This is a genomic window from Tengunoibacter tsumagoiensis, from assembly GCF_003967535.1.
GTDB lineage: Bacteria > Chloroflexota > Ktedonobacteria > Ktedonobacterales > Ktedonobacteraceae > Tengunoibacter > Tengunoibacter tsumagoiensis.
Map to the genome: position 1 here is coordinate 751,397 of NZ_BIFR01000001.1, position 23,169 is coordinate 774,565.

Below are 23,169 nucleotides of genomic sequence, written 5' to 3' on the forward strand. Positions count from 1 at the left end.
TTTAAGCCGTGAGTTGCCAATGCATACGAAAGATGGCGACTTTGGTATTTTTACGACCCAGGTAAGCAAGTTGCTGGGTTGGGGTCGAAGCTCCTCACTGTGGCCTGCTCTCTTTGGTCTGGCCTGTTGTGCCATTGAGATGATGTCTACCAGTGGTGATCGTTGGGATCTCTCCCGCTTTGGTGCCGAAGTCTATCGTGCTTCACCGCGCCAGGCTGATCTCATGATTGTGGCTGGCCGTTGCTCGACAAAGATGGCCCCGGTACTACGACAGATCTATGACCAGATGCCTGAGCCTAAATGGGTGATCTCAATGGGAGCCTGTGCCTCCTGTGGTGGCGTCTTCAACAACTATGCTATTGTCCAGGGCGTCGACAAAATCGTTCCAGTCGATGTGTATATTCCCGGTTGTCCTCCCACTCCGGATATGTTGCTTTATGGCTTCAATGAGCTTCAGCGTAAGATTCGCGAAGGGATACCTAATCCACCCGATCCACTGAAGGCCAGCGGTCTCAAATTAGCTGGACCGGTCAGCGACGAAGCATAAACAAAGAGCAGAGTCCGTTTTTGTGGGGGCACCTTCAGGGGTGCCCTTTGTGCCATTTTAAAGACGTGAACTGGTTGCAAGGGCGATTTCGAGCTATGTAACCTCCCAGTCTTCGCTCTTGCTCGTAGCATCCAACAATGAGGTCGGTGTGCTACCCGAAATCACATAAAGGAATGTAGAAAGAGTTATGGTCATAACAGCAGCATCGACGGTCGAAGCCGTACGGAATAAGTTTCCACAGGCGATCGTTGAAGCAGTCGAGTTTCGCGGCGAACAGACCCTTGTCCTCGAGCCTTCCGCTCTCTCCGAGGTCTGCTCATATCTTAAAGAGTCGCTCCAATATACTGTTCTGGAGACGTTGACCGCAGTTGACTGGCCTGAACGGACGCCACGGTTTGATGTGGTCTATCAGCTCCTTTCTATCCCTCATCAGTCGTTTGTACGCTTGAAGGTCCGCGTTGGGCAGCGGCGCGAAGAGCATCCAGCGGTCCCCAGCGTAACAAGCATCTGGCCGGGGGCTAACTGGTATGAGCGAGAGGTCTTTGATCTGTTCGGCATTACGTTTACGGGCCATCCTGATCTCCGCCGCTTGTTAATGCCTGCCGATTGGACGACCCATCCCTTGCGCAAGGATTATCCTCTCTCGGGTTTTGATCTACCCGAACCTCACTGGGGCGGCCAGGTTCCCTACACGGACGACCCCGGTGTGGAGAGTCAGTATTATCAGCAGACGTTACGTACAGCCGGCGGTCGCGAGCTCAATGAGAGCCGCAGCGCCGTCAATCTCGAGCAAGAGCCCGGTACACTCGCAACACCAGCCAGCGAGAGCGCCGTTCAAGCGCCCCCCTCGTCTAATGGCAAGCGAGGCAAGAAAAAGGATAAAGCATGAAACAGCCAGAAGTTCAGAATCGCTTTACCTTCGAGGAGAATCAGCAGCTGGTCGATGGTGTCCGCTCCGATACCATGACGATCAATATGGGCCCACAACATCCAAGCACCCATGGCGTGCTTCGTCTCTTGCTGACGATCGAGGGTGAGACGGTGCTCAAAGCTGTCCCTGATATCGGTTTCCTCCATACTGGTATTGAGAAGACCGCCGAAGCGAAGACCTATCATCAGGCCCTGGTCCTGACCGACCGCATGGATTATCTGACACCGCTCAATAATAATCTGGCCTATTCGCTGGCGGTTGAGCGCCTGTTGGGAATCGATGATCAGATCAATAAGAAGATCCAGTATACCCGTGTGCTCCTGGCTGAACTGCAACGTATCGCCAGCCATCTGGTCTGGTTGGGGACGAGCGGGCTCGATCTGGGCGCGATGAGTATGTTTCTCTATTGTTTCCGCGAGCGCGAGATGATCCTGGATATCTTTGAGCATATCTCTGGCGTTCGGATGATGACCAGTTATATCTGCCCCGGCGGGCTCCAGGCCGATCTCCCTCCAGGCTTTGAGGCGAAGGTTCGTGCCTTTACGAAAGAGTTCCCAGCTCGCCTGCAAGAATATCATGATCTCCTGACCAACAATCAGCTCTGGCTGGAGCGCACGAAAGGGGTAAGCGTCCTATCAAAGGAGACGGCCTTTGCCTATGGGGCCACCGGTCCCGTCCTGCGCGGTAGTGGGGTGGTCTGGGATACCCGTAAGATCTACCCTTATTCCAGCTATGAGGATTTCGACTTCGATATTCCGGTTGGCTCCAATGGCGATGTCTATGATCGCTATCTGGTCCGCATGCTGGAGATGGAAGAGAGTCTGAAGATTATCAATCAGGCATTGGAAGGGCTCCCCACGGGACCCCATCGCGTAAATGATCCCAAACTGACGCCTCCGCCCAAATGGCAGATTACTGGCAGCATGGAGGCATTGATTCACCACTTCAAGCTGTTTACGGAGGGCTATCGCGCTCCTAAGGGCGAGGTGTTTGTGCGGACGGAGTCGCCAAAGGGCGAGCTGGCCTTCTACATTGTGAGCGATGGGAGCGCTAAACCCTATCGTATGCATGTTCGCGGCGCATCCTTCGCAAATTTGCAGGTTCTGCCTCGCATGATCGAGGGTGGCTTCCTCTCCGATGTGGTTGCTGGCATTGGTAGCATTGATATCGTGTTAGGAGAGGTTGACCGATGATTTCTGAAGAAGCAAAACAGCGTATTCGCGATATTGCGGCTCGCTATCCAGCTCCTCGTTCGGCTCTACTCCCCGCTCTGCATATTGTGCAGGCCGAGGAGAGCTATGTCACTGCTGAGGGAATACGAACCGTAGCCGAGCTGCTCAATCTGACTCCCGCTGATGTCGAGAGCGTCTCGACATTCTACACTATGTACTACCAGCAGCCTCACGGTGAGAAGGTCATTAAGGTCTGCAATAGCATCTCGTGCTATCTGCGCGGCTGCGATTCACTCATCGGACACCTGGAGCAGCGCCTGGGCGTGAAGCGCGGGGAGACGACCCCCGATGGTAAGTATACGCTGATGACGGCTGAATGTCTTGCGTCCTGTAGCACTGCACCTGTCTTGCAGGTGAACGATGAATTCGTTGAGAATGTCTCTCTGGAGAAGGCCGACGCGTTGATTGATGAGCTGGATCGCGAATTAAGCAATACGCCCACTACTGCCAGATCAGAGGTACGCCGCTAACGGCTATGACGTTTCTGAATGCCCTACAAAGGAATTATACATATGCCAGAATTATTTGTAACAAAGGATATGGATGTCCCTGGTATAGATGCGCTGGATGTTTATCGTCAACATGGTGGCTATGTGGCGCTGGCAAAGGCTCTGAATGACTATCAGCCTGATACTCTGGTAGAGGCGATGAAGCAGTCGGGTCTGCGTGGTCGCGGCGGCGCTGGCTTTCCTACTGGCCTTAAATGGAGCTTCCTGGCCAAGAACGATAAACCTCGTTATCTCTGCTGCAATTGTGATGAGAGCGAGCCCGGTACCTGTAAAGATCGCCAGTTGATGGAGAAGATTCCCCATCGCCTGGTTGAAGGCGTGATTATTACGAGCTATGCCTGCAATGTACATACTGCCTTTATCTATGTGCGCGGCGAATTGGCCTATGCTGCCAGCCAGGTCGAGAAGGCTGTGGAAGAGGCTTATGCTGCTGGCCTGATTGGTCAGAATATTCTAGGGTCCAACTATAGTCTGGATGTGATTGTCCATCGTGGTGCTGGCGCGTATATCTGCGGCGAAGAGAGTGCTTTGATGGAGTCTCTCGAGGGTCGCCGTGGCTATCCACGCTTGAAGCCGCCTTTTCCTGCTGCGGTTGGCGTCTATGGTGGCCCCACTGTCATTAATAACTGCGAGACGCTCTGTACTATTCCCCCGATGCTGGAGCAGGGGATAGATCGCTTTACGAGCTATGGGACTGAGAAGAGCAAAGGGACGCGCATCTATTGTCTGAGCGGCCATGTCAAAAATCCTGGTATCTATGAGGCCCCGCTTGGTATCCCTATGCGGACATTGATCTATGATCCTCAGTTTGGCAATGGCATCCTGGGCGATAAAAAAGTAAAGGCGATTATCCCTGGAGGTTCTTCAACGCCCATTCTCACCGCTGATAAGCTGGATACGCCTATGGCCTTTGAGGAGATCGCTGCTGCTGGCTCTATGCTCGGTTCTGCCGGAGTGATTGTTCTGGATGAGGATACTTCGATCCCGGCGGCGGTGGCGCGTATGTCCGAGTTCTATCGCGATGAGTCCTGCGGCAAGTGCACTCCCTGCCGCGAAGGGACGTTCTGGTTAACGGAGATCCTTGAGCGCCTGGTCCATGGTCATGGCAAGGCTCGCGATCTGGATCTGTTGCTGGATATCTGCGATAACCTGAGTGGAAAGTCTTTCTGCCCCCTGGGGGATGCCGCGACCAGCTGTGTGGTCAGCAGCGTGAAGTTGTTCCGCGCTGAGTATGAGGCTCTGGTGCCAGGCTACGATTCGGCCCAGTCTCGCACGCTCAATGTGTTACCACAGGCGGCTGCACGCTAGAACAGAGGAAGTTGAAATGCCAGAAGAGAAAAAAGACGAACTTGTCCATCTGACAATTGATGATATCCCTGTTGCGGTGCCGCCGGGTACGCTGGTCTGGGCTGCGGCTAAAGAGGCTGGAATTGAGATTCCGGTCTACTGCTATCATCCTAAGATGGACCCCCTGGGTGCCTGTCGCATGTGTTTTGTGGAGATTGAGAAGATGCCCAAGCCTCCACAGACCTCCTGTACGACGCCTGTGGCCGAAGGCATGGTTGTGCATACGAAGAATGAGAAAGTTCGGAAGGCCCGTAAGGGGACTCTGGAATTTCTGTTGATCAATCACCCGCTGGATTGCCCGATCTGCGATAAGGCTGGTGAGTGCGATCTCCAGGATTTTACGCTGCGCCATGGCCCCGGCAATACACGCTTTGATCTTAAAAAGCGCCATTATCAAAAGCCTATCCCGATCAGCGAGGATGTTCGGTTGGATCGTGAGCGCTGTATTCTCTGCCAGCGTTGTACACGTTTTAGCTCGGATATCTCGATGGATAATGGACTGGTGATGATCTCACGCGGCTATCGCATGGAGGTCGGCACAAATCCTGGTCAGGCCTTTGATTCCAACTTCTCGGGCAATACCGTCGAGATCTGCCCGGTGGGTGCTCTAACGGCCTCAAGCTATCGTTTTAAGGCGCGTCCCTGGGAACTGAAGCATACACCTGGTATCTGCAATAATTGTAGCGTTGGCTGCAATGCGCGCATCGATTCGCGCGTGGACAAGATCATGCGCCTGATGTCCCGTAACAACAACGAAATCGATGATGGCTGGCTGTGTAATCGCGGTCGCTGGGAGTTCGACTTTGTGAATAGCCCCAATCGCCTGCGCACTCCTCTTGTCCGCCGCAATGGTCAACTGGTTCCTACATCCTGGACTGAGGCTCTGACCTATATTGCTAGCCGCCTGAAAGAGATCACGGCTCAGCATGGAGCCCAGGCAGTGGCTGGTATCGGTTCAACCCGCACCACTAACGAGGAAGCCTATCTGTTCCAGAAGCTACTGCGCCAGGTCGTTGGTACAGCCAATATCGATCACCATCATGGCCGGTTCGCTGGAGCTCGCGATCGCCTGACCGGCAAGCCCTGGATGATGACCAGTAGCATCGAAGAGATCGAGAAGGCATCGCATATCGTCCTGATCGCCTCCGATCCCTATCAGCGCCAGCCTATCTTGAATCTGCGCATCAAAAAGGCGCTGAAGAAAGGGGCGAAGATCTATGTCATCAATGCTGAGGCCACCGAACTGGATCGGCTCTCCACTCTCAAGCTGACCATTCCAGCTCAGGGTGCAGGTGGGGTCGCGAAGATCTTACTCAAGCAGGCGGTACAGAATCAGTCCTTAAATCTCAGCGGTTACGAGGACGTACGCAGCACCATTCAGCGTGAAGAGCAGATCATTCGGGCCGCCGAGGATCTCTTTGGAGCCCGGCTCACCAATCAACTGGCCGCACTCTCCGATGAGATTGCCGGGGCTCGTGGAGCTATCATTCTGTATGATGAGATGGCAACCCTGGAGCCCGGCTGTGAAGATTTAGCCGCAGACCTGCAAGCGCTGGCCGTTATTACCAATCAGATTGGCCGCCCTGGAGCAGGCGTTGGACCGCTCTTCGAGGATGCCAACTCACTTGGAGCCCGCGATATGGGAGTGCTTCCCGATGCCCTGCCAGGCTATCAAGTTAGCGATCAGATCGGACTGAGCTATGACGAGATTCTGAGCAGCTCACAGATCAAGGCGCTCTACGTCATGGGAGCCAATCCTGCCCGTCATCGGGCCCTGCCCACCGGCTTAGAGCTACTGATCGTGCAGGATATTCTGCTCAACGAGACAGCTCAGCAGGCCGATGTCGTGCTGCCAGCCGTCACCTTTGCTGAAAAAGAAGGCACAATGACCAACGTCGATCACCATGTGCAGGCCATTCGTCCCGCCCTTCGTCCACTGCCCGGAGCTCAGGCTGATTGGGAGATCCTCGTCTCCCTCGCCAACTATCTGGGTCAGGACTGGAGCTATGATAGCCCACGCGAGATCCTGCTGGAGATTGCCGAGAGCAACCCCTTCTATACTGGTCTCACCTGGGAGGATCTGGCCGAACAGAGTGTGCGCACACAAGAGCAGGAGGTAGCTCGTGCTTGAGTTCTTAAATAATCCGATTGTTGCAGCCGTCATCAAAAGCGCGATCCTGATCGTGATCTTGCTGACCGTCTTTGCATATATGACGCTGATCGAGCGCGTCGTCGTCGCTCGCATCCAGGGCCGTATCGGGCCCAATCGTGCGGGCCCATTGGGACTGCTGCAACCCGTTGCCGATGGTATTAAGATGGCCTTTAAAGAACAGATCGTCCCCAATCAGGCCAAAAAAGCCATCTATGTTCTGGCTCCGACCCTGTCAGTGGTCGTCGCAATCTGTGCCTTTGCCGTCGTTCCCCTGGGCAATAACTGGAGCGGCGATCCTGCGAAACCGAGCGTCTGGGACCCCTTTATCGGCGACCTGAACGTAGGTATTCTCTGGATTCTCGCCATCTCATCCCTGGCCGTCTATGGTATCGTGCTGGGCGGCTGGTCATCGGGTAACCGCTACTCGCTTCTGGGCGCTCTGCGTAGCGCGGCCCAGATGGTCTCCTATGAGACCAGTCTGGGACTGGCACTGGGTGGAACGATCATGTGGGCGGGCTCGTTGAGCATGGTCAATATCATTCACAGCCAGGTCTCCATGGGCATCTGGTATATCGTCGCACAGCCGCTGGGCTTCTTTATCTACATCATCGCTGGCGTCGCTGAGGTCAACCGCGCACCATTTGATCTCCCCGAGGCCGAACAAGAGCTCACCGCAGGCTACCTGACCGAATATAGCGGCCTGCGCTGGAGCATCTATCAGATGGCCGAGTATATCAATATGATGACAGTGAGCTCGATTGCTGCAACCTTCTTCCTGGGTGGTTGGAGCTTCTTTGGCCTGACCGATCATATTCCTGGTGTGTCGATTGTCATCTACGCCATCAAAGTTGCGTTCTTCCTCTTCTGCTTTATCTGGCTGCGCGCCACCCTGCCCCGTATCCGCTATGATCGCTTGATGCGCTTTGGCTGGGAGACCCTGCTGCCACTGGCCGTCTTAAACATTGTCATTACCGCCTTCTGTGTCGCGCTCAACTGGCCCTGGTGGGTGAGTGGGATCGCGGGCCTGGCAGTTGTGATTGGCATGTTCTTTATCCTGCGCCGTCAGAGCATTCTGCAAGGCACGCGTTATGTAGATACAAAGAACAATAAAGTCCTACCGACCTCTGTTCGCCTGGTGAAATACGAGAAACCCGTCCCGGCCATCGAGCCCAGGGACACGAGCGAGCAGACAGAGGCAGTCCAGGTCTAACGAGCGAAGATTGTGGTGTTGAACGAACTAAGGAGTTCATAATGTCTTTTGATATTATCAAAGGTATGGCAACGACCATTAAGAACGTTGGCCGGAAGCCTACAACCATCTCGTATCCAGAGGAAGAGCGCGAGCTGCCAGCTCGCTTCCGTGGTCGCCACGTCCTGCACCGTTATGAGAATGGTTTAGAGCGCTGCGTGGGCTGCTATCTCTGTGCTGGTGCCTGTCCGGCTGATGCCATCTATATTGAGGCTGAAGAGAATACTGAAGAGAAGCGCGTCTCTGCTGGCGAGCGCCATGCTCGCGTCTTTGATGTGAATATGCTGCGCTGCATCTTCTGTGGTTACTGCCAGGCAGCTTGCCCAACTGGAGCGATTACTCTGGAGCAAGAATACAAACTGGCCTCTTTCTATGCTGATGAGATGGTCTATCACAAAGAGCAGCTCCTAGAGCCAGCGGGTCAGTCGACCACCGGCTCGAACGACGTCTGGGCCGAACAGCCCCCGAGCGAAGCTGCGCAACCGGTGCCCCAGTCCAGCCAGTTGTTTGATGGCTCTCAGGCCAGCGCCGCAGCCGTAGGGCTGGGCAATCTGCCAACAGAGCGTCCCAACCTGCTGATCAACGCCGAGCAGGACGAGGATCGAAGAAAGCTGTAGTTAAAGAGGAACGAAGTCTTATGACGCCTGAAATCGTCTCGTTTTTCGTGCTGGCCGTCGCCAGCACGATTGCAGCTCTAGGTGTGATCACCTTTAAGAATGCTGTGTATAGTGCACTTAGTCTGATCATGACGCTGCTCTTTGTGGCCCTGTTCTATGCTCTCTTGCAGGCGATGTTTATTGCCATTGTCCAGGTCTTGATCTATGCAGGTGCGATCATGGTCCTCTTCCTCTTTGTGGTCACGATGCTTGCGCCCGATCAGACCAACACGCCGGATCGCCTGGGCTGGCAGAAAATTGCTGGCGGTGTTCTGGGTCTGGTCCTTGTAGGAGCGCTGAGCTATCTGATCTTTACCGGTGCCCAGGTCACTGGTCTGCATGCTTCGGCGGCGGAGAGTCTGTCGCGGGCCTCACAGAACGGTGCATTGAGCACAGAGGCCTTTGGCAATGCCCTGTTTCATGGCTACCTGTTCCCGTTTGAGGTCACGAGCCTGCTCATTATTATCGCCATTCTGGGCGCGCTGGTCTTTGGACGCCGCTCATAGACGGCGTGTGTGTCATTTCTGATGGTACAGATGGTACAGATCTGTGGAGGAAACAATGTCGTTATCAGCGTATCTGATTATGAGCGCGATCCTGTTCACCATCGGCGTCGTCGGTGTGCTGATCAGACGCAACCCGCTGATTATCTTTATGTCGATTGAATTGATGCTCAATGCCGTCAATCTTTCGTTCGTGGCTTTATCTCACTTCCTGGATTCCGCGGATGGACAGATGTTTGTCTTTTTAGTGCTAACGGTTGCCGCTGCTGAGGTTGTTGTTGGCCTGGCTCTCATCGTCTCCATCTTCCGCACCCGCCATGCTATCGATGTTGACGATATGAATATACTGCGAGGCTAGCTATGACAAATCTAAGCCTATGGGTGCTCCTGCTCCCGCTGCTCGGATTTCTAATCCTGGGCTTGACGGGCAGGTTCTTACCACGCACTGCCATTCTGACGGTTGGCTGGGGTGCCTGCGGTCTGGCCTTCCTGTTTGCTCTGGTCAACTTTTTCTCGGTTCTGGGGGCGACGGGTGCGAAGGTGAGCGATCAATCGCTCTTTACCTGGGCCGCTTCGGGCTCGCTTCAGATTAGCTTTGGTCAGTATCTGGACCCGCTTTCGGCGACGATGCTGCTGGTTGTGACTGGCGTTGGTCTGCTGATTCATATCTATTCAGCCGGCTATATGGCGGACGATGTGAGCTTCTGGCGCTTCTTTGCCTACCTGAACTTCTTTATCTTTGCAATGGTGCTGCTGGTCTCGGCCAATAGCTTCCTCTTCCTGCTGGTCGGCTGGGGGCTGGTTGGTCTGGCCTCGTTCCTGCTGATCGGTTTCTGGTATCAGCGCCGCTCGGCGATTGCTGCGGCTCAGAAGGCCTTTGTCATTAATGTGATTGGTGACTTTGGTCTGATGCTTGCGATCTTCCTGATCTTTACGACTTATGGTCATCTGGACTATGCATCGGTTCTGGGCTCGAATGGAACGATTGCGACCGGTACGGCAACTGCGATTACGCTCTTGCTCTTTGTAGCCTGTGCAGCCAAATCTGCTCAGCTTCCGCTGTACATGTGGCTGCCGGATGCAATGGAGGGCCCAACTCCCGTGAGTGCGCTGATCCATGCGGCGACGATGGTCACGGCGGGCGTCTATCTGGTAGCTCGTGCCCATCCTCTGTTTGAGCAGGCGCCAGCCGCACTCAATGTGGTGGCGGGAATCGGTGGGGCAACGGCGCTCTTTGCGGCGACGATTGCGATCTTCCAGCTCGATATCAAGCGCGTGCTGGCCTATTCGACGATCAGCCAGTTAGGCTATATGTTTATGGCTGAGGGTGTGCACAACTATACCGCTGGTATCTTCCATCTGGTCACACATGCTTTCTTTAAGGCTCTGCTCTTCCTGGGTGCTGGCGCTGTGATCCATGCGCTGGGTGGTGAGCAGGATATGCGCAAGATGGGAGGGCTCTGGGGGCGTATTCGGATTACGGCCTGGACCTTCTTGATCGCTGCACTGGCGATTAGCGGTATTCCTCCTTTCGCTGGTTTCTGGAGCAAAGACGAGATTCTGAGTGCCCTGCTGGCCCAGGCGAATGCGACCGGGAATACTGGCTTCTATCTGCTCTGGATTGCTGGTCTCTTGACGGCAGGTCTGACGGCCTTCTACATGTTCCGGCTCTTCTTTGGCATCTTCCGTGGACAGTATCGTGGCGAACCGGTTGCGACTGCTCATGATGAGGAAGATCAGATCGTAGAGGAGGCAGGAGCCGGTCATCATACCCATGCGGTGAGCTATTATGAGATCGAAGAGGTTCCACCTGTGATGTCTCTCCCTCTGATCATTCTGGCTCTCCTCTCGATTGTTGGTGGCTTTATTGGTTCCTATGCCCTCTTTGGCGCACCCAATCTTTCGCCCCTGGCAAATTTCTTGAGTCCGGTCTTTGCAGGAGTTCATACGCCCGAGGCTTCAGTCGGCGTTGAGTGGCTCTCTACAGGTCTGAGCCTGCTGCTGGCCGCTGCTGGTATCGCTGGTGCCTGGACGCTCTATGGACAGGGCTTTGTCTATAAAGAGAATAAGAGCGCTCTCTATCAACTGGTGCTCAACAAATATTATGTTGATGAGATCCTTACGGTTGTGCTGATCAAGCCATTACTGGCGCTTGGACGTGGCCTGAGCCGTTTTCTGGAGGGGAATGCGCTGGATGGTGGAAGCCGTGGGATTGCTCAGATCTTTGCAGGGATCGGTTCCGGACTGCGCAGACTCCAGACGGGCTATATGCGTAATTATGCGCTCGGTATTCTTGTGGGAGTCGTGTTGATTATCGTTTATTACGCGGTGAGGGGATAGAAGGTCATGTTTTATCTCTCTAGTCTCATCTTCCTTCCGCTGTTGGGAGGAATTGCGCTCCTCTTCTTGCCCAAAGATCGCGGGCCATTAATCCGCTGGGCAGCTCTGGGAGTCGCTGCGATTGAACTGATCCTGTCGCTTGTTCTCGCACTGCTCTATGTTGAATCCACGATCAGCATTTTTAGCTCGTCGCAGTTTCGCGAAAATATCACCTGGATCAGCTCTTTAGGCATCAACTATAGCCTGGATATCGATGGCGTGAGTCTGCTGCTGGTCGTATTGACCACCTTGTTGACCGCCATCTGTATCGCGGCCTCGTTCGGCAATGAGCGCAAGGTCAAGAATTACATGGCCTTTATGCTCCTGTTCGAGAGTGGAATGCTGGGCGTCTTCCTGTCCTCGAACCTGTTCCTGTTCTATATCTTCTGGGAAGTGATGCTGATTCCAGCCTACTTCTTGCTGGGCTCATGGGGTGGTCCGCGCCGCATCTATGCCGCCTTTAAATTCGTCATCTATACCTCGGTTGGTAGCTTCTTAATGCTGGCTGGCATCATCGCGCTGGGCTATTATCATCAGCAGGCGACCGGAAGTTATACGCTGGATATCAACGCATTGCTGACAACAGCGAAAACCCTGGACCCTACCGTCCAGATCTGGCTCTTCCTGGCCTTCGCTGCCGCCTTTGCAGTCAAAGTTCCCTTTGTCCCTTTCCATAGCTGGTTACCGGATGCCTATAGCGAGGCCCCGGCTGCCGTGACTGCCCTGCTGGCAGGAGCCATGTCCAAAACCGGAGCCTATGGCTTCCTGCGTCTCTGTATTCCTCTCTTCCCACAGGCAGCTCAGACGCTTGCTCCAGTCTTTAGCATTCTGGCACTTGTGGGTATTCTCTACTGTGCCTTGATGGCCCTGGTCCAGACCGACCTCAAGCGTCTGCTGGGATACTCGAGTATCAGCCATCTGGGCGTAGTCATGCTGGGTATGTTCTCATTTACCAGCCAGGGCGTCGAGGGTTCGGTCCTCCAGATGGTCAACCATGGTATCACCATCGCCGCTCTCTTCTTGCTGGTTGGTTATCTCGAGCAGAGAACGGGAACGCGTCGCATCAACGAATTTGGCGGACTGGCAAGCCGGGCTCCCTGGTTGGCAACGGTCATGCTCATTGCCGCCCTTTCATCGTTGGGATTACCTGGTCTGAATAGCTTTGCGGGCGAGTTCATCACCTTGCTGGGTGTCTTCCGCACCAACATCGCCTATGGCGTGCTTGGAACCATCGTCGTCGTACCGGCTGCCTGGTATATGTTGCGCTTCTTCCTGACCATCATGTCGGGGCCGCGGCAGACCGAGGGAGTCGTCGGAAATAGTCTGCGCAAGGGCACCTTTAAAGATATTAGCTTCGGCGAATTCTGGACTGTTGCGCCTCTGCTGGCATTAATCTTTGTGTTTGGCGTGCTACCTGCACCATTGATCTGGGTCCTGGAACAATCGGTGCCCAATCTACTGGCCACACTGGGCAATGCATTTATTCGCTAAGCTCGGTCAATGAGTGAATGCATAGATGTACATGCTGAGTGAGCTCACTTGATTGAGCATTAGAGGCTGTTGCAATAGAGGTATTGTATTATGACATTTACATATCAAGTCCAGCCTGGGGATTGGGCGGGGGTCGCACCGCTGGTGGTGCTGGCTGTGCTGGCCCTGGTGGTTATGCTGGTCGATCTGCTCTTGCCGCACGCTGGAGCACGCTCAAAGCATACCGGTCCGGCCAACTTTGCCGTTCTGCCCATTGTGGCTCTGCTCGGTGTTGTTGGAGCGATTGTTGCCACAAGCATCCTGTTTGCGTATGGTCCACAGAAGCAGGTCTTTAATCATATGATCAGTGCTGACTCAGGCACGCTGGTCGCCTATCTGATTATCCTGAGCGCGGGCCTGCTGGGCATTCTGCTCTCGCCAGCTTATCTGAAGCGCCTGGGTGTTGTGCATCAGGGCGAATATTATGCGCTGCTGCTCTTCGCCATCCTGGGCATGATGTTGCTGGCCGGATCAACCAGCTTCCTGACCGTCTTTATTGGACTGGAGATGTTCTCTCTGGCCCTGTATATTCTCTGTAGTTTTATTGAGCAGCGCAAAGCATCGCAGGAAGCAGGTATGAAATACTTCCTGCTGAGCTCATTTGCCTCTGCGTTCCTGCTTTATGGTATTGCCTTGATCTATGCTGCAACCGGGAGTACAACCTTCAATGGTGTCTCGCAGTTTGTGACAAAGTTTGTTCAGGACAACCATACGCATTATATTGTGACTCTTACCTCCAGTCCAACACCAGTTCTGCTGCTGGTCGCGCTGGGGCTTCTCTCCGTGGGCTTTGCCTTCAAAGTCTCAGCCGTTCCATTCCAGGCCTGGACGCCCGACGTCTATCAAGGCGCACCAGCTCCAGTCACCGCCTTCATGTCGGTTGGAACCAAGGTTGCGGCACTGATCGCCTTTGTGCGCATCTTTGGTTTTGTCCTGCTGCCGATTCAGAGTGATTGGATGCCCGTCATTGAAGCGCTCTCGATTCTGACCATCATCGCCGGAAACCTGATGGCCCTGGCCCAGAGTAATATCAAGCGCATGCTGGCCTACTCCAGTATCGCTCATGGTGGCTACTTGCTCATCGGTGTAGTTGTCGGAGGAACGCAGGGAGCCACGGCCATCCTGCTTTACCTTGCCAGCTATCTCTTTATGAACATTGGAGCCTTTGGTGTCATCTCCGTCTTAGAGCGGCTGGACAACTCTGGCTATGAAGCTGACGAACTGCGTGGTCTCTGGTATCGCCGACCTGTGCTGGCGGGACTGCTGGCCTTCTTCCTGCTCTCGCTGGCTGGTTTTCCGCCAATGGCTGGCTTCTGGGGGAAATACTATATCTTCTACACCGCCCTGGTGGGAGGTCATCCCGAACTGCTGATCATTGGCATTGTCGCCAGCATCCTGGGCATCTACTATTATCTGCGTTTTACCGCGACCATGTTCATGGAACCTGGGGATGTCGTTGAGAGTGGCGAGCTCGCTCGTATCAGCGTACCGGCCCCATTGCCAACGAGAACTTCTCGCGGCACTACCAGCGCTACCGCAGTAGCCGAGAGACCAGCCGAGACTAAAGTCGTTGCAACGAATCCTGCTGGCGAAAAAGTTGTCGTTGAGACTCCGGCTGGCAAACTGGTAGGCTTTACCTGGCTGGGTCTGGGCCTGGCAGCATTGGGGACCCTGACGGCCGGGATCGTTCTTGCTCTCTGGTTCAGCAGCTTGCAACAGGCTGCACAGCTCTTGTTCAAGTAGACCCTGGTGGACCATTGCGGTCTGGCACGATCGGCAGATTGTGCCAGATGGAGATAATCTTTCATGAGGGTGGGAGCAAGGTGGAGTGGGTCACGGCGGCCATCATAAATGATGGGCCCTACCCGATTATACGATAAATCGCGTATAAAGGTGCAATTTATTGCACGAGAGGGTAGGGCCCATCATTTATGATGGCCGCGTACCACGTCAATCATTGAAAATGATGGGTTTATACGATAAATCGACGATGAGGTGTAATATATTGTATGAGGGTGGGAGCAAGGTGGAGTGGGTCACGGCGGCCATCATAAATGATGGGCCCTACCCGATTATGCGATAAATCGCTCGTAAGGTGCAATTTATTGTATGAGACCGATCCCCTGGAAGAACGGCGACTCTCATATGAAGGCGGGCCCTGCAACATTTGCGAATATATTGCAAATGTTGCAGGGCCCGCCTTCATATGACAGATCTCAGGGAACTTTCCTCGATCTCAATTTCTGCTGGAGAATGGCCGTAGCTGTTGTATGAGTGAAGGTTGAGGGCTCAGGCTCAGTTCACCATAGCATCATTGCCCATTTCCAGTTTCCCATGAAGCTATAGAGGGGTTCACCGAGCGGAATGGGAGCAGAGGAAAGAGACAAGCGGCTTTCCCTACTTTACATATGTATATGTGTTAAATGGACAATATATGATAAGACAAGTAGGGAAGGTAGCTTGTCTCCTTCCAGATCGCCAAGCTCCGCCATGCCAGCCCCACCATAGCATCATTGCCCATTGTCTGTTTTCCCATGAAGCTATGGAGGGGCTCACATGGTGGAATGGGACGAGAGGAAAGAGACAAGCGACTTTCCCTACTTTGCATTAGTTTATGCATGAAATCGAGCAAAATATCACAAGAAAAGTAGAGCGTCTCCTTCCGAATTGTGCCCTCCACCAATGATAGCCCCTCCATAGCCTATGTTCCCATTGAGCCATCCGAAGGGCAGAGTCACAAACGTGCCTTACTCAATAAGCAAACGCCAATAATGATGGTTACAACATCTTAATGTGTTAAATAGAGCTTTGTGACGATTCATCTACAGCAGTATACCTTTGGCGAGGAGATGGGGGCCTTCCGTCTGGTACAGCAGGCCGAGTATATGGATGATGTCTGGCAGGAGGCGAAGGAGGTTCAGCTCTCTCTGCGTGAGAAGGTTGAGCGAGAAACTCAGGAGCAGTGGGAAGAATTTGCGCGGGATTTCTGGGAAAGAAATGAAGAGGAGCCTGATCCAGAGCTAAAATTGACCTTCTGGGATAATGTTGGTGGCTCACCGATGGCAAAGGCTGCCCGTAGCGTCCTCTCTATTCCTGAGTGGGAGGAGCAAGAACGTGCTCGTCGTGAAGAGCGAAGACGACTGGCTAAAGAGCAGCCACTTCCTCAGGCTCCGAGACCTCCCAGAGTTCCACGCACACGTTGATAGCAATGCTATCAACCCTTCAAGTAGATGTACCACTCTGGGAAAGGGTCATCAGACCTGCAAAAGCGGGCCCTCCACCATCTTGCAATACATTGCTAGAGAGTGAAGGGCCCGCCTTCATACAGGCCGTAGCCTCAGCTTTTTTTAGTGAGAGATTGCTCTAGTAGCCAGTGTTTTCTTCAAGTTTACGGGCATTGTGCTCATCAATCTTGCGATCAATAGTCTGCTCAGCATTGCCAACCGTAGACTGTGCAGTACCACTGACCTGTTTGGCCTTACCTTTGAGCTCCATATCGGTATTGCCAGTCACCTGACCAACCTTCTCCTGCACCTTCCCCATAGCCTGCTTCATCTTACCACTGGCTGTATCTTCCTGACCCTGGGTACCGAGATCTTTATCATAATTGTTGCTCATAGTAGTTATCTCCTTTTTGATTGACATTTCCAGTAAAAGTGACTTGTAAAAACATCTCTCCCCTATAATACTCATCACCCATACAAAAAGGATACAAATAAACTCTACTATTTATTCTTATCTTCACTCGAAATGAAGAACTTTTGTAACTACTCAGGTGGACTAAAGAATTGCATTTGCTTGGCCCATCAGGTACAGTGTAGGTATGGACAAAGATCAACAGATACAGCAGAAAGATCAGCAGATTGCGCAGTTGGAAGCGGCACTGCAGCAAGCGGTCCAAACGATTGAGCAACTGCAACAACGCATCCAAGAACTGGAGCAGCGGTTGGCAAAAGACAGCCACAATAGTCATTTGCCGCCCTCTTCTGACCGTTTTGTTCGCCAACCCAAAAGTTTGCGCCCCAAAAGCGAGAAACCTTCAGGAGGACAAAAAGGGCATCCTGGCAAGCATCTGATGATGAGTGCCACTCCTGATCACATCATTGTCCATCCACCTGATCTCTGCTGGGACTGCCAGCAGGATTTGACCACCCAACCCATCCTCGCCATCACGCGTCGGCAGGTCATTGATCTTCCCACAAGCGCCGTGCAGATTTGGGAGCATCAAGCTCAGACCAAATGCTGTCCCCGTTGCCATTCTCAGACGACCGCTCCCTTTCCTGAGCAGGTCAGTGCTGCGGTGCAATACGGCTCCACCATCCAGGCCATCGCTGTCTATCTCTCGCAGGTCCAGTTGCTGCCCAATGAGCGGGTCTGTCAAGTGATGAAGGACCTCTTGGGCGTTACGATCTCGTGTGGATCGTTGCACAACTGGATGGCACGCTGTGCTCAGGCGATTGAACCAATCGAAGAGCAGATCAAAACGGCGTTGCGACGAGCAAAGGTCATGCATCAAGACGAAACCGGTTTGTATGTGGCTGGAACGAGACAGTGGATGCATGTGGCTTGTACCAAGACATTGACCTACTTTGGCGTGCATGAAAAACGAGGCCGAGAAGCCATGGATGCCATTGGAATTGTGCCTCATTTTCGTGGGATCAGTGTTCACGATGGTTGGGCTTCTTACCAGGGCTACCTGTGCCAACATGCCCTGTGCAATGTTCATCATCTGCGGGAATTGACGTTTCTGGCAGAAGAACACCAGCAGGCATGGGCGGCTGAGATGATCGATCTGCTGCTGCACATCAAAGACGCCGTGCACGATGCTCAATCGCGTGGGCACAGCGCCTTGTCGCCTCCGGTGCGTGCCGAGTTTGAAGCCCTCTATCGTGCCTGGCTTCGGCAAGCTGATCTGCTCAATCCTCAGCAACCCCACACTGGTCCAGTCAAACGAGGGAGAAAAAAGCAAAGCGTGGTGCGCCGATTGTTGACCCGACTGCGGGATCAGCAAACGTGGGTTCTTGCCTTCATGACAGACTTTGATGTTCCCTTTGATAACAGTTTGGCCGAGCGCGATATTCGAATGATGAAAGTGCAGCAAAAGGTGTCTGGCTGTTTTCGCAGCCAGGAAGGTGCCAGCGTGTTTTGCCGCATCCGCTCGTACGTTTCGACCATGACCAAACAAGGCTATGCACTTCTTCCTCTTCTGGAAATGGCTCTGGTTGATCATCCCATCTCTCCTACTTTCTAGCTTCTACCTGAGTAGTTACGAACTTTTTATATAAACTGAGCCGGGAAGCGTGCCTCATGCGCGCTTCCCGGCTTTATTTAAAGAGCAGTGCAGGTTCCTGAATGAGAGACATCTAGCCTGAAATGGAGCAAAAAAGCATTAATTCTGACTTGAGCGAGAGGCATTCTGCTCCGCGCCTAACGCCTTTGAGACTTCCATTGCAGTGCGAAAATGATGGTTTGGCAACTGATGGAGGGCCTGCATAACCTGTTCATCGGCTCCATGAGCTTCAGCCTGCTCAATCAACTCCTCTTTACGAACGGGGAACTTAATTCCCTTCAACATGCTCTCGAGATGTACTGCGTTAATTTTTGCCATTCGGGGTTTCTCCTTCTGAATAATCAACTAGACAACAGTCGCGAGATGGGTTATCTTTGTGTTCAGTAATCGATGGAGGACCAATACAGGAGTCGAATGCTCTCTGTCCGTATACACACCCTGACCCACATATTCCCTTCAACATCAACATGCTTCTATCTTGGTCCCCCAGTTTATATGTTCGACCGCTCTGCACTCTTCTGAAGAGGTACAACAAGAAGAGGTTTCCTGGAGGCTCATAATGATTGGCACTTTTATTAATTTTGCGACTGTAATGATTGGCGGGGCATTGGGCCTACTTATTGGTGGGCGACTGCCGGAGCGTATTAAAACAATCGTGGTGGCGGCGTTGGGATTAATGACGTTTGTCATAGGTATTTCTTCTGCGATCCATACTGAGAATCTTCTCATCCCTCTTCTCTCTCTGGTACTTGGCTCGATCCTTGGTGAATTGATCAATATTGATCAAGGCATCAATTGGTTGGGCGAGATCCTCAAAAAACGTTTTGATCGACCAGGCAGCCAGCAGAATTTTACACTGGCCTTTGTCTTAGCCAGCCTTCAGTTCTGTGTTGGGCCTCTAACAATTCTGGGCTCGATCAATGATGGTCTCTCAGGGGATTTCAGTCTGCTTGCCATCAAATCTGTGCTGGATGGTTTCTCTGCCATTATTTTTGCCAGCACATTTGGCATTGGAACGCTCTTTGCCGGTGCGACTATCCTCCTCTTTCAGGGCAGCCTCTCGCTTCTTGCGGGGCTGGTGAAGCCATTATTAGTGACCTTGCCGCATGTTGCAATGGGCTCTCAGCCCCGTGTGATTGAGCTCTCTGCGGTTGGGGGGGTGATTCTGGTGGGATTGGCGCTAAATATTCTCAATATTAAGCAGATTAAAGTTGCCAATATGTTGCCAGCATTAATCATAGCACCTGTATTGGTGGCATTGTTGAATGTGCTGGGTATTCCTCTAGATTTTGGCCTGGGTGGCCATTAGATCAGGACGAAAAGGGGAGCCAGTATAAGACAAAAAACAGGATCTCTAGCTTGTGAGCTAACGATCCTGTTTATTTGTTTTGTCTGCTGTAAGCGGTATTAGCTTGAGCGACGGCGTCTGCGCTGCTGAGCCTCGGACTTACGCTTGCGACGGTCCTGAGCGCTCTCATGGTAGCGGCGACGGCGAGCTTCCGAAAGGATACCAGCATTCTGTACCTTACGGTTGAAGCGTTTCAGTGCGAGTTCAAAAGAATCGCCTGGGTTTACTACAATCTCACTCATAGTGCTTACCAGCGCGATCGGCGGTCACTGCTCTGACCGGTACTTTGTGACTGGAAGCAATCGCTACAGTACACGGGACGATCTTCACGAGGCTGGAAAGGAACCTGGGCCTCATTTCCACAACCCGCACATGTCGCACTATACATTTGACGAGGGGCGCGGTCACGACCGCCATCGCGAGGAGCACGTGAGCGGTTACCTGACTGAGCTTTGTGTGCAGCGCGGCAAGAGGGACAACGGGTTGGGTTGTTTGTAAAACCACGGCTCGCGTAAAACTCCTGCTCACCCGCAGTGAACGTGAATTCCTGGTTGCAGTCGCGGCAATACAATGTCTGATCAGCAAATGCCATTAAAAACTTCTCGATTCCAGGGTCTAAAACCCCTCTAAAGACTCTTTCTGTATCGCACGGCAACAATAGATAAACTATGAACGCACTTTACAGCCTGAAGGTAGTATACCACATAGTTTCTTTGATACAAGGGGGTCTAGCCCTTTGAGGGTGCTATTCGTCATTTTGCAACGTCAACCTATAGATCTACTGAGATAAAATGTGTGAGCACAGGCGCAAGAAGGGGTTATTTTTTTTTAGTATCTAGCTGATACTGATATTTGCGGACCGCTTCTACGACCAATAGATGTTCATGTTCTTTGATTCTGGTCTGAAGACGTTCTTCATCATCATCTGGCTCGATGGCGACTTCGCTGCGCAGCAGGACTGGACCGGCGTCAACTTCAGGGATAACATAGTGAACAGTGCTACCTGTGATCTTCAGACCGGCATCGATGGCTCGTTGAACGACATGAAGGCCGCGCAGAGCTGGAATCACAGAGCCATCGCTCGTAGTGTAGGTCTCTTCAGCATTATCGGGGAGTAGTGCAGGATGCAGATTGATCATACGTTGAGGATATTGCGCAGTAAAGTCAGGATTAAAGATCCTCATCCAGCCTGCCAGGACAATGAGATCAATATGAAAGAGATCAATGAGCGCAGTTGCTCGCCTCTCAGCCTCTTCGCGATTCTTCCAGGGCAGATAGATCGCAGGTAGCTTGTGGTTCAGGGCTCTCTGCAACCCCTGAGCACCTGGACGATTACAGATGACCAGGGCAATCTCAATACCTGGAAGTTGGCCCGCCTCCGTAGCATCGATAAGGGCCTGAAGATTACTGCCGCTGCCCGAAACAAAGACGGCGAGGCGCAAAGGCTGGGGTGCATTTACAAGGTCGCTCATGGATCAGTACTACTCCTGTATCATACAGAGGACTCGGCAACAAGAGAGTCAGCGAGCCTCAGGATTGGAACGATATAATCTGTAGTATTGTATCCTATCTGTTGGGCCTTTGTCATTCATGACGATGCAATGATGGCGGCATGCGGATTATTGATCGTCCAGGCCACAATGGTGGCGCTATCGCGTGCCTGTTCGCGGTGAATCTGCATGAGTGCGGCATGGACCAGCGGTTGCAGATCGATCTCGCCTGCTTGATCGGGTGTAAATAAGCGATAGAGGCGTTGTGGATCTTCAAATGGTCGTGAGCCAAATTCTAGCAGACCATCTGTAATCATGACGATACGATTCTCGCCAGTGCGCAGCTCACGAATGCCCGTAGTATAGCAGGGAACTGGCAGATCAAAGGTATTCACATATCCAATCCACTCATAAAAGCTTCTTTGATTCAGTGCATATTGTTTGCGTTGTGCTAACTCAGGATGGAAGAGATAGAGGGTGCAATCTCCAATGCAGAGCCACCATAAAAACTGACCTTTTCTGAGACTGATCATGCAGGCGGTCTCTCCCTGAACCTGTCGGCAGGCGGCGCGAAAGCCTGGCGCTTGAAAGAGATTGAGGATCTGTTGCTGTAAGGTGCTAAAAACAGTCTCGACCGGCTGATTAAAGATTGGGAGGAGGGTATCAGCCTCGTTTTCAAAGGTCTCCTGGATAAGCTGTCCACTTTGCGTCGTATTATGCCCATCCAGCAGAAGGACAAATTCCCAGCTTCCGTCCTCTGCACACCAGACCAGGGCTCCATCTTCATTTTTGGTGGCCCCTGCTCCCGTATGACCTCCGTAACTGCCAATGACCACGCGACCACAACTGGTCGTCTCTGGCACATCCAGATGTGGCTCGCTGCTCCCTATCCAGCGATACGTATCAATAGTGTGTAGCAAAGATTGCTCCGCCACGATAAATAAATCTCCTTTATTGAATTGTCGATCTGGATGAACCAGGCATAGGGCCAGGCTCTCTTAATGGTATCATATCACGGCTCTCTTTTTTTGGCGTCTTTGCAGCTTGTCTCCTTCCAAAACGTGAAGCTCCACCATGCCAGGCCCCTCCCCTCCATCACTTAATTTCGACATGGTCTTCGAGGAATAAACTGAAGGTGAGAATGTGTATTTATTAAGTAGTATCTATTTGGATGTCTATAGATAGTGGCTGGTGAGATCAATACAAGCTCGATTGTTAACGGATATCTGAACTGGCTTCTATGCGAGAAAGAGAGAGAACAATGAAAGTAGAGATCTGGTCGGACGTTGTCTGCCCATGGTGTTATATTGGGAAGCGTCGTTTTGAGGCTGCGCTTGAGAAATTTGAGCATCGCGATCAGGTAGAGATTGTCTGGCGTAGCTATCAGCTTGATCCAACGTCACCTAAACAATCGGATGAGACCACCACTGAACATCTGATGAAGAAGTATGGACTGACCGAACAGAAGGCCAGGGGGATGAATGAGCAGGTAAGTGGTCTGGCCGCCGAGGAAGGTCTGGAATATCATCTAGAGAATGCGAAGGTCGCCAATACTTTTGATGCTCACCGCTTGATTCATCTGGCAGCCCATCATGGCCTACAGGATCAGCAGAAGGAGCGCCTCTTGAAAGCCTATTTCACTGAAGGTGAGGCCGTTGGCGATCTGGAGACGCTTGTTAAGCTAGGAACTGAGATTGGGCTGGATGCCGATGAGGTGCGCGAGACCCTTCAGGGCTCTGCCTATACGGATGAGGTGAAGGCTGATATTCGCCGAGCACGCGATTTTGGCATTCAGGGCGTCCCTTTCTTCGCCATCGATGAGACCTATGGCGTGTCAGGCGCTCAGCCCGTTGAGGTCTTTGAGCAGGTGCTCGAGCGGGCCTGGTCCGATTCTCATAAGAGATTGATCACGGTCACCCCTGGTGCTCAGGGCGTGGGGAGCTGCGACGGCGATAGCTGCACCATTTAACTCCTCTCAAATATGTTTTGCATGCCGGGCTTTGTCG

Annotated in this window: 22 protein-coding genes and 1 pseudogene; 17 read left to right on the forward strand and 6 right to left on the reverse strand. The window is 52.7% G+C overall.

Going from position 1 to position 23,169, the window contains the following annotated elements; translation table 11 throughout:
• Positions 1-19: 19 nt before the first annotated feature.
• The 14 genes and pseudogenes from EL628_RS02935 to EL628_RS29680 all read left to right on the forward strand — a co-directional run.
• A pseudogene (locus tag EL628_RS02935) lies at positions 20-475 on the forward strand (NADH-quinone oxidoreductase subunit B); the annotation flags it as partial.
• Positions 476-734: 259 nt separating this feature from the next.
• Positions 735-1,436 (forward strand): NADH-quinone oxidoreductase subunit C, encoded by a 702-nt coding sequence (locus EL628_RS02940; protein ID WP_126578304.1) that lies wholly within the window; start codon positions 735-737, stop codon positions 1,434-1,436.
• Positions 1,433-2,671, forward strand: a complete 1,239-nt coding sequence (gene nuoD / locus EL628_RS02945) for an NADH dehydrogenase (quinone) subunit D (protein WP_126578305.1) — start codon at positions 1,433-1,435, stop codon at positions 2,669-2,671. The genes EL628_RS02940 and nuoD overlap by 4 nt, the downstream gene beginning before the upstream one ends.
• Positions 2,668-3,180, forward strand: coding sequence for an NADH-quinone oxidoreductase subunit NuoE (gene nuoE, locus EL628_RS02950; RefSeq protein ID WP_126578306.1), 513 nt, complete (start codon positions 2,668-2,670; stop codon positions 3,178-3,180). The genes nuoD and nuoE overlap by 4 nt, the downstream gene beginning before the upstream one ends.
• Before the next feature lie 42 nt (positions 3,181-3,222).
• A complete protein-coding gene (nuoF, locus tag EL628_RS02955; protein WP_126578307.1) occupies positions 3,223-4,527 on the forward strand; it encodes an NADH-quinone oxidoreductase subunit NuoF in 1,305 nt (434 codons plus the stop codon).
• 16 nt (positions 4,528-4,543) lie between these two features.
• Complete coding sequence (nuoG, locus tag EL628_RS02960) at positions 4,544-6,697, forward strand: NADH-quinone oxidoreductase subunit NuoG (RefSeq protein WP_161975234.1); 2,154 nt, start codon at positions 4,544-4,546, stop codon at positions 6,695-6,697.
• Positions 6,690-7,928 carry an NADH-quinone oxidoreductase subunit NuoH gene (gene nuoH / locus EL628_RS02965; protein ID WP_126578309.1) on the forward strand — a complete coding sequence of 413 codons (1,239 nt, stop codon included), beginning with the start codon at positions 6,690-6,692 and terminating at the stop codon, positions 7,926-7,928. Before nuoG ends, nuoH begins: the two co-directional genes overlap by 8 nt.
• 41 nt (positions 7,929-7,969) lie before the next feature.
• Positions 7,970-8,584, forward strand: a complete 615-nt coding sequence (gene nuoI, locus EL628_RS02970) for an NADH-quinone oxidoreductase subunit NuoI (protein ID WP_126578310.1) — start codon at positions 7,970-7,972, stop codon at positions 8,582-8,584.
• 20 nt (positions 8,585-8,604) lie between these two features.
• Positions 8,605-9,129, forward strand: a complete 525-nt coding sequence (locus tag EL628_RS02975; RefSeq protein WP_126578311.1) for an NADH-quinone oxidoreductase subunit J family protein — start codon at positions 8,605-8,607, stop codon at positions 9,127-9,129.
• A 55-nt stretch (positions 9,130-9,184) separates the two neighbouring features.
• Complete coding sequence (nuoK, locus tag EL628_RS02980; protein WP_126578312.1) at positions 9,185-9,484, forward strand: NADH-quinone oxidoreductase subunit NuoK; 300 nt, start codon at positions 9,185-9,187, stop codon at positions 9,482-9,484.
• Positions 9,485-9,486: 2 nt separating this feature from the next.
• On the forward strand, positions 9,487-11,466 hold the full coding sequence (gene nuoL, locus EL628_RS02985; protein ID WP_126578313.1) for an NADH-quinone oxidoreductase subunit L: 1,980 nt from the start codon (positions 9,487-9,489) through the stop codon (positions 11,464-11,466).
• A 6-nt stretch (positions 11,467-11,472) separates the two neighbouring features.
• Entirely contained in the window at positions 11,473-12,996 is a 1,524-nt protein-coding gene (locus EL628_RS02990; protein ID WP_126578314.1) for a complex I subunit 4 family protein, read from the forward strand.
• Positions 12,997-13,086: 90 nt separating this feature from the next.
• Complete coding sequence (locus EL628_RS02995; RefSeq protein WP_126578315.1) at positions 13,087-14,778, forward strand: NADH-quinone oxidoreductase subunit N; 1,692 nt, start codon at positions 13,087-13,089, stop codon at positions 14,776-14,778.
• Between the two features lie 1,067 nt (positions 14,779-15,845).
• Entirely contained in the window at positions 15,846-16,238 is a 393-nt protein-coding gene (locus tag EL628_RS29680; protein WP_161975235.1) for a hypothetical protein, read from the forward strand.
• A 160-nt stretch (positions 16,239-16,398) separates the two neighbouring features.
• On the opposite strand, the gene EL628_RS03005 is transcribed toward EL628_RS29680, so the two are convergent.
• Positions 16,399-16,653 carry a CsbD family protein gene (locus EL628_RS03005; protein ID WP_126578317.1) on the reverse strand — a complete coding sequence of 85 codons (255 nt, stop codon included), beginning with the start codon at positions 16,651-16,653 and terminating at the stop codon, positions 16,399-16,401.
• A gap of 205 nt (positions 16,654-16,858) precedes the next feature.
• Here EL628_RS03005 and tnpC point away from each other — a divergent pair, with 205 nt between their 5' ends.
• Positions 16,859-18,286 (forward strand): IS66 family transposase, encoded by a 1,428-nt coding sequence (tnpC, locus tag EL628_RS03010; protein ID WP_126578318.1) that lies wholly within the window; start codon positions 16,859-16,861, stop codon positions 18,284-18,286.
• A gap of 138 nt (positions 18,287-18,424) precedes the next feature.
• Here the strand turns inward: tnpC and EL628_RS03015 are convergent, their stop codons facing one another.
• Positions 18,425-18,643, reverse strand: coding sequence for a DUF2795 domain-containing protein (locus EL628_RS03015; protein WP_126578319.1), 219 nt, complete (start codon positions 18,641-18,643; stop codon positions 18,425-18,427).
• A gap of 241 nt (positions 18,644-18,884) precedes the next feature.
• Between EL628_RS03015 and EL628_RS03020 the strand changes: the two genes are divergently transcribed.
• Complete coding sequence (locus EL628_RS03020) at positions 18,885-19,634, forward strand: DUF554 domain-containing protein (protein ID WP_126578320.1); 750 nt, start codon at positions 18,885-18,887, stop codon at positions 19,632-19,634.
• Between the two features lie 98 nt (positions 19,635-19,732).
• Here EL628_RS03020 and rpsU read toward each other — a convergent pair whose 3' ends face one another.
• The 4 genes from rpsU to EL628_RS03040 form a co-directional block, all read right to left on the reverse strand.
• Positions 19,733-19,915: a 30S ribosomal protein S21 gene (rpsU, locus tag EL628_RS03025; protein ID WP_126578321.1), complete on the reverse strand. Its 183-nt coding sequence runs from the start codon at positions 19,913-19,915 to the stop codon at positions 19,733-19,735.
• 5 nt (positions 19,916-19,920) lie between these two features.
• Complete coding sequence (locus tag EL628_RS03030; protein ID WP_126578322.1) at positions 19,921-20,265, reverse strand: zinc-ribbon domain containing protein; 345 nt, start codon at positions 20,263-20,265, stop codon at positions 19,921-19,923.
• Positions 20,266-20,491: 226 nt separating this feature from the next.
• Positions 20,492-21,145: a phosphoribosylglycinamide formyltransferase gene (purN, locus tag EL628_RS03035; protein ID WP_126578323.1), complete on the reverse strand. Its 654-nt coding sequence runs from the start codon at positions 21,143-21,145 to the stop codon at positions 20,492-20,494.
• 116 nt (positions 21,146-21,261) lie between these two features.
• Entirely contained in the window at positions 21,262-22,098 is an 837-nt protein-coding gene (locus EL628_RS03040; RefSeq protein WP_218028859.1) for a PP2C family serine/threonine-protein phosphatase, read from the reverse strand.
• Positions 22,099-22,424: 326 nt separating this feature from the next.
• Here EL628_RS03040 and EL628_RS03045 point away from each other — a divergent pair, with 326 nt between their 5' ends.
• Positions 22,425-23,132: a DsbA family oxidoreductase gene (locus tag EL628_RS03045; RefSeq protein WP_126578324.1), complete on the forward strand. Its 708-nt coding sequence runs from the start codon at positions 22,425-22,427 to the stop codon at positions 23,130-23,132.
• Positions 23,133-23,169: the final 37 nt, after the last annotated feature.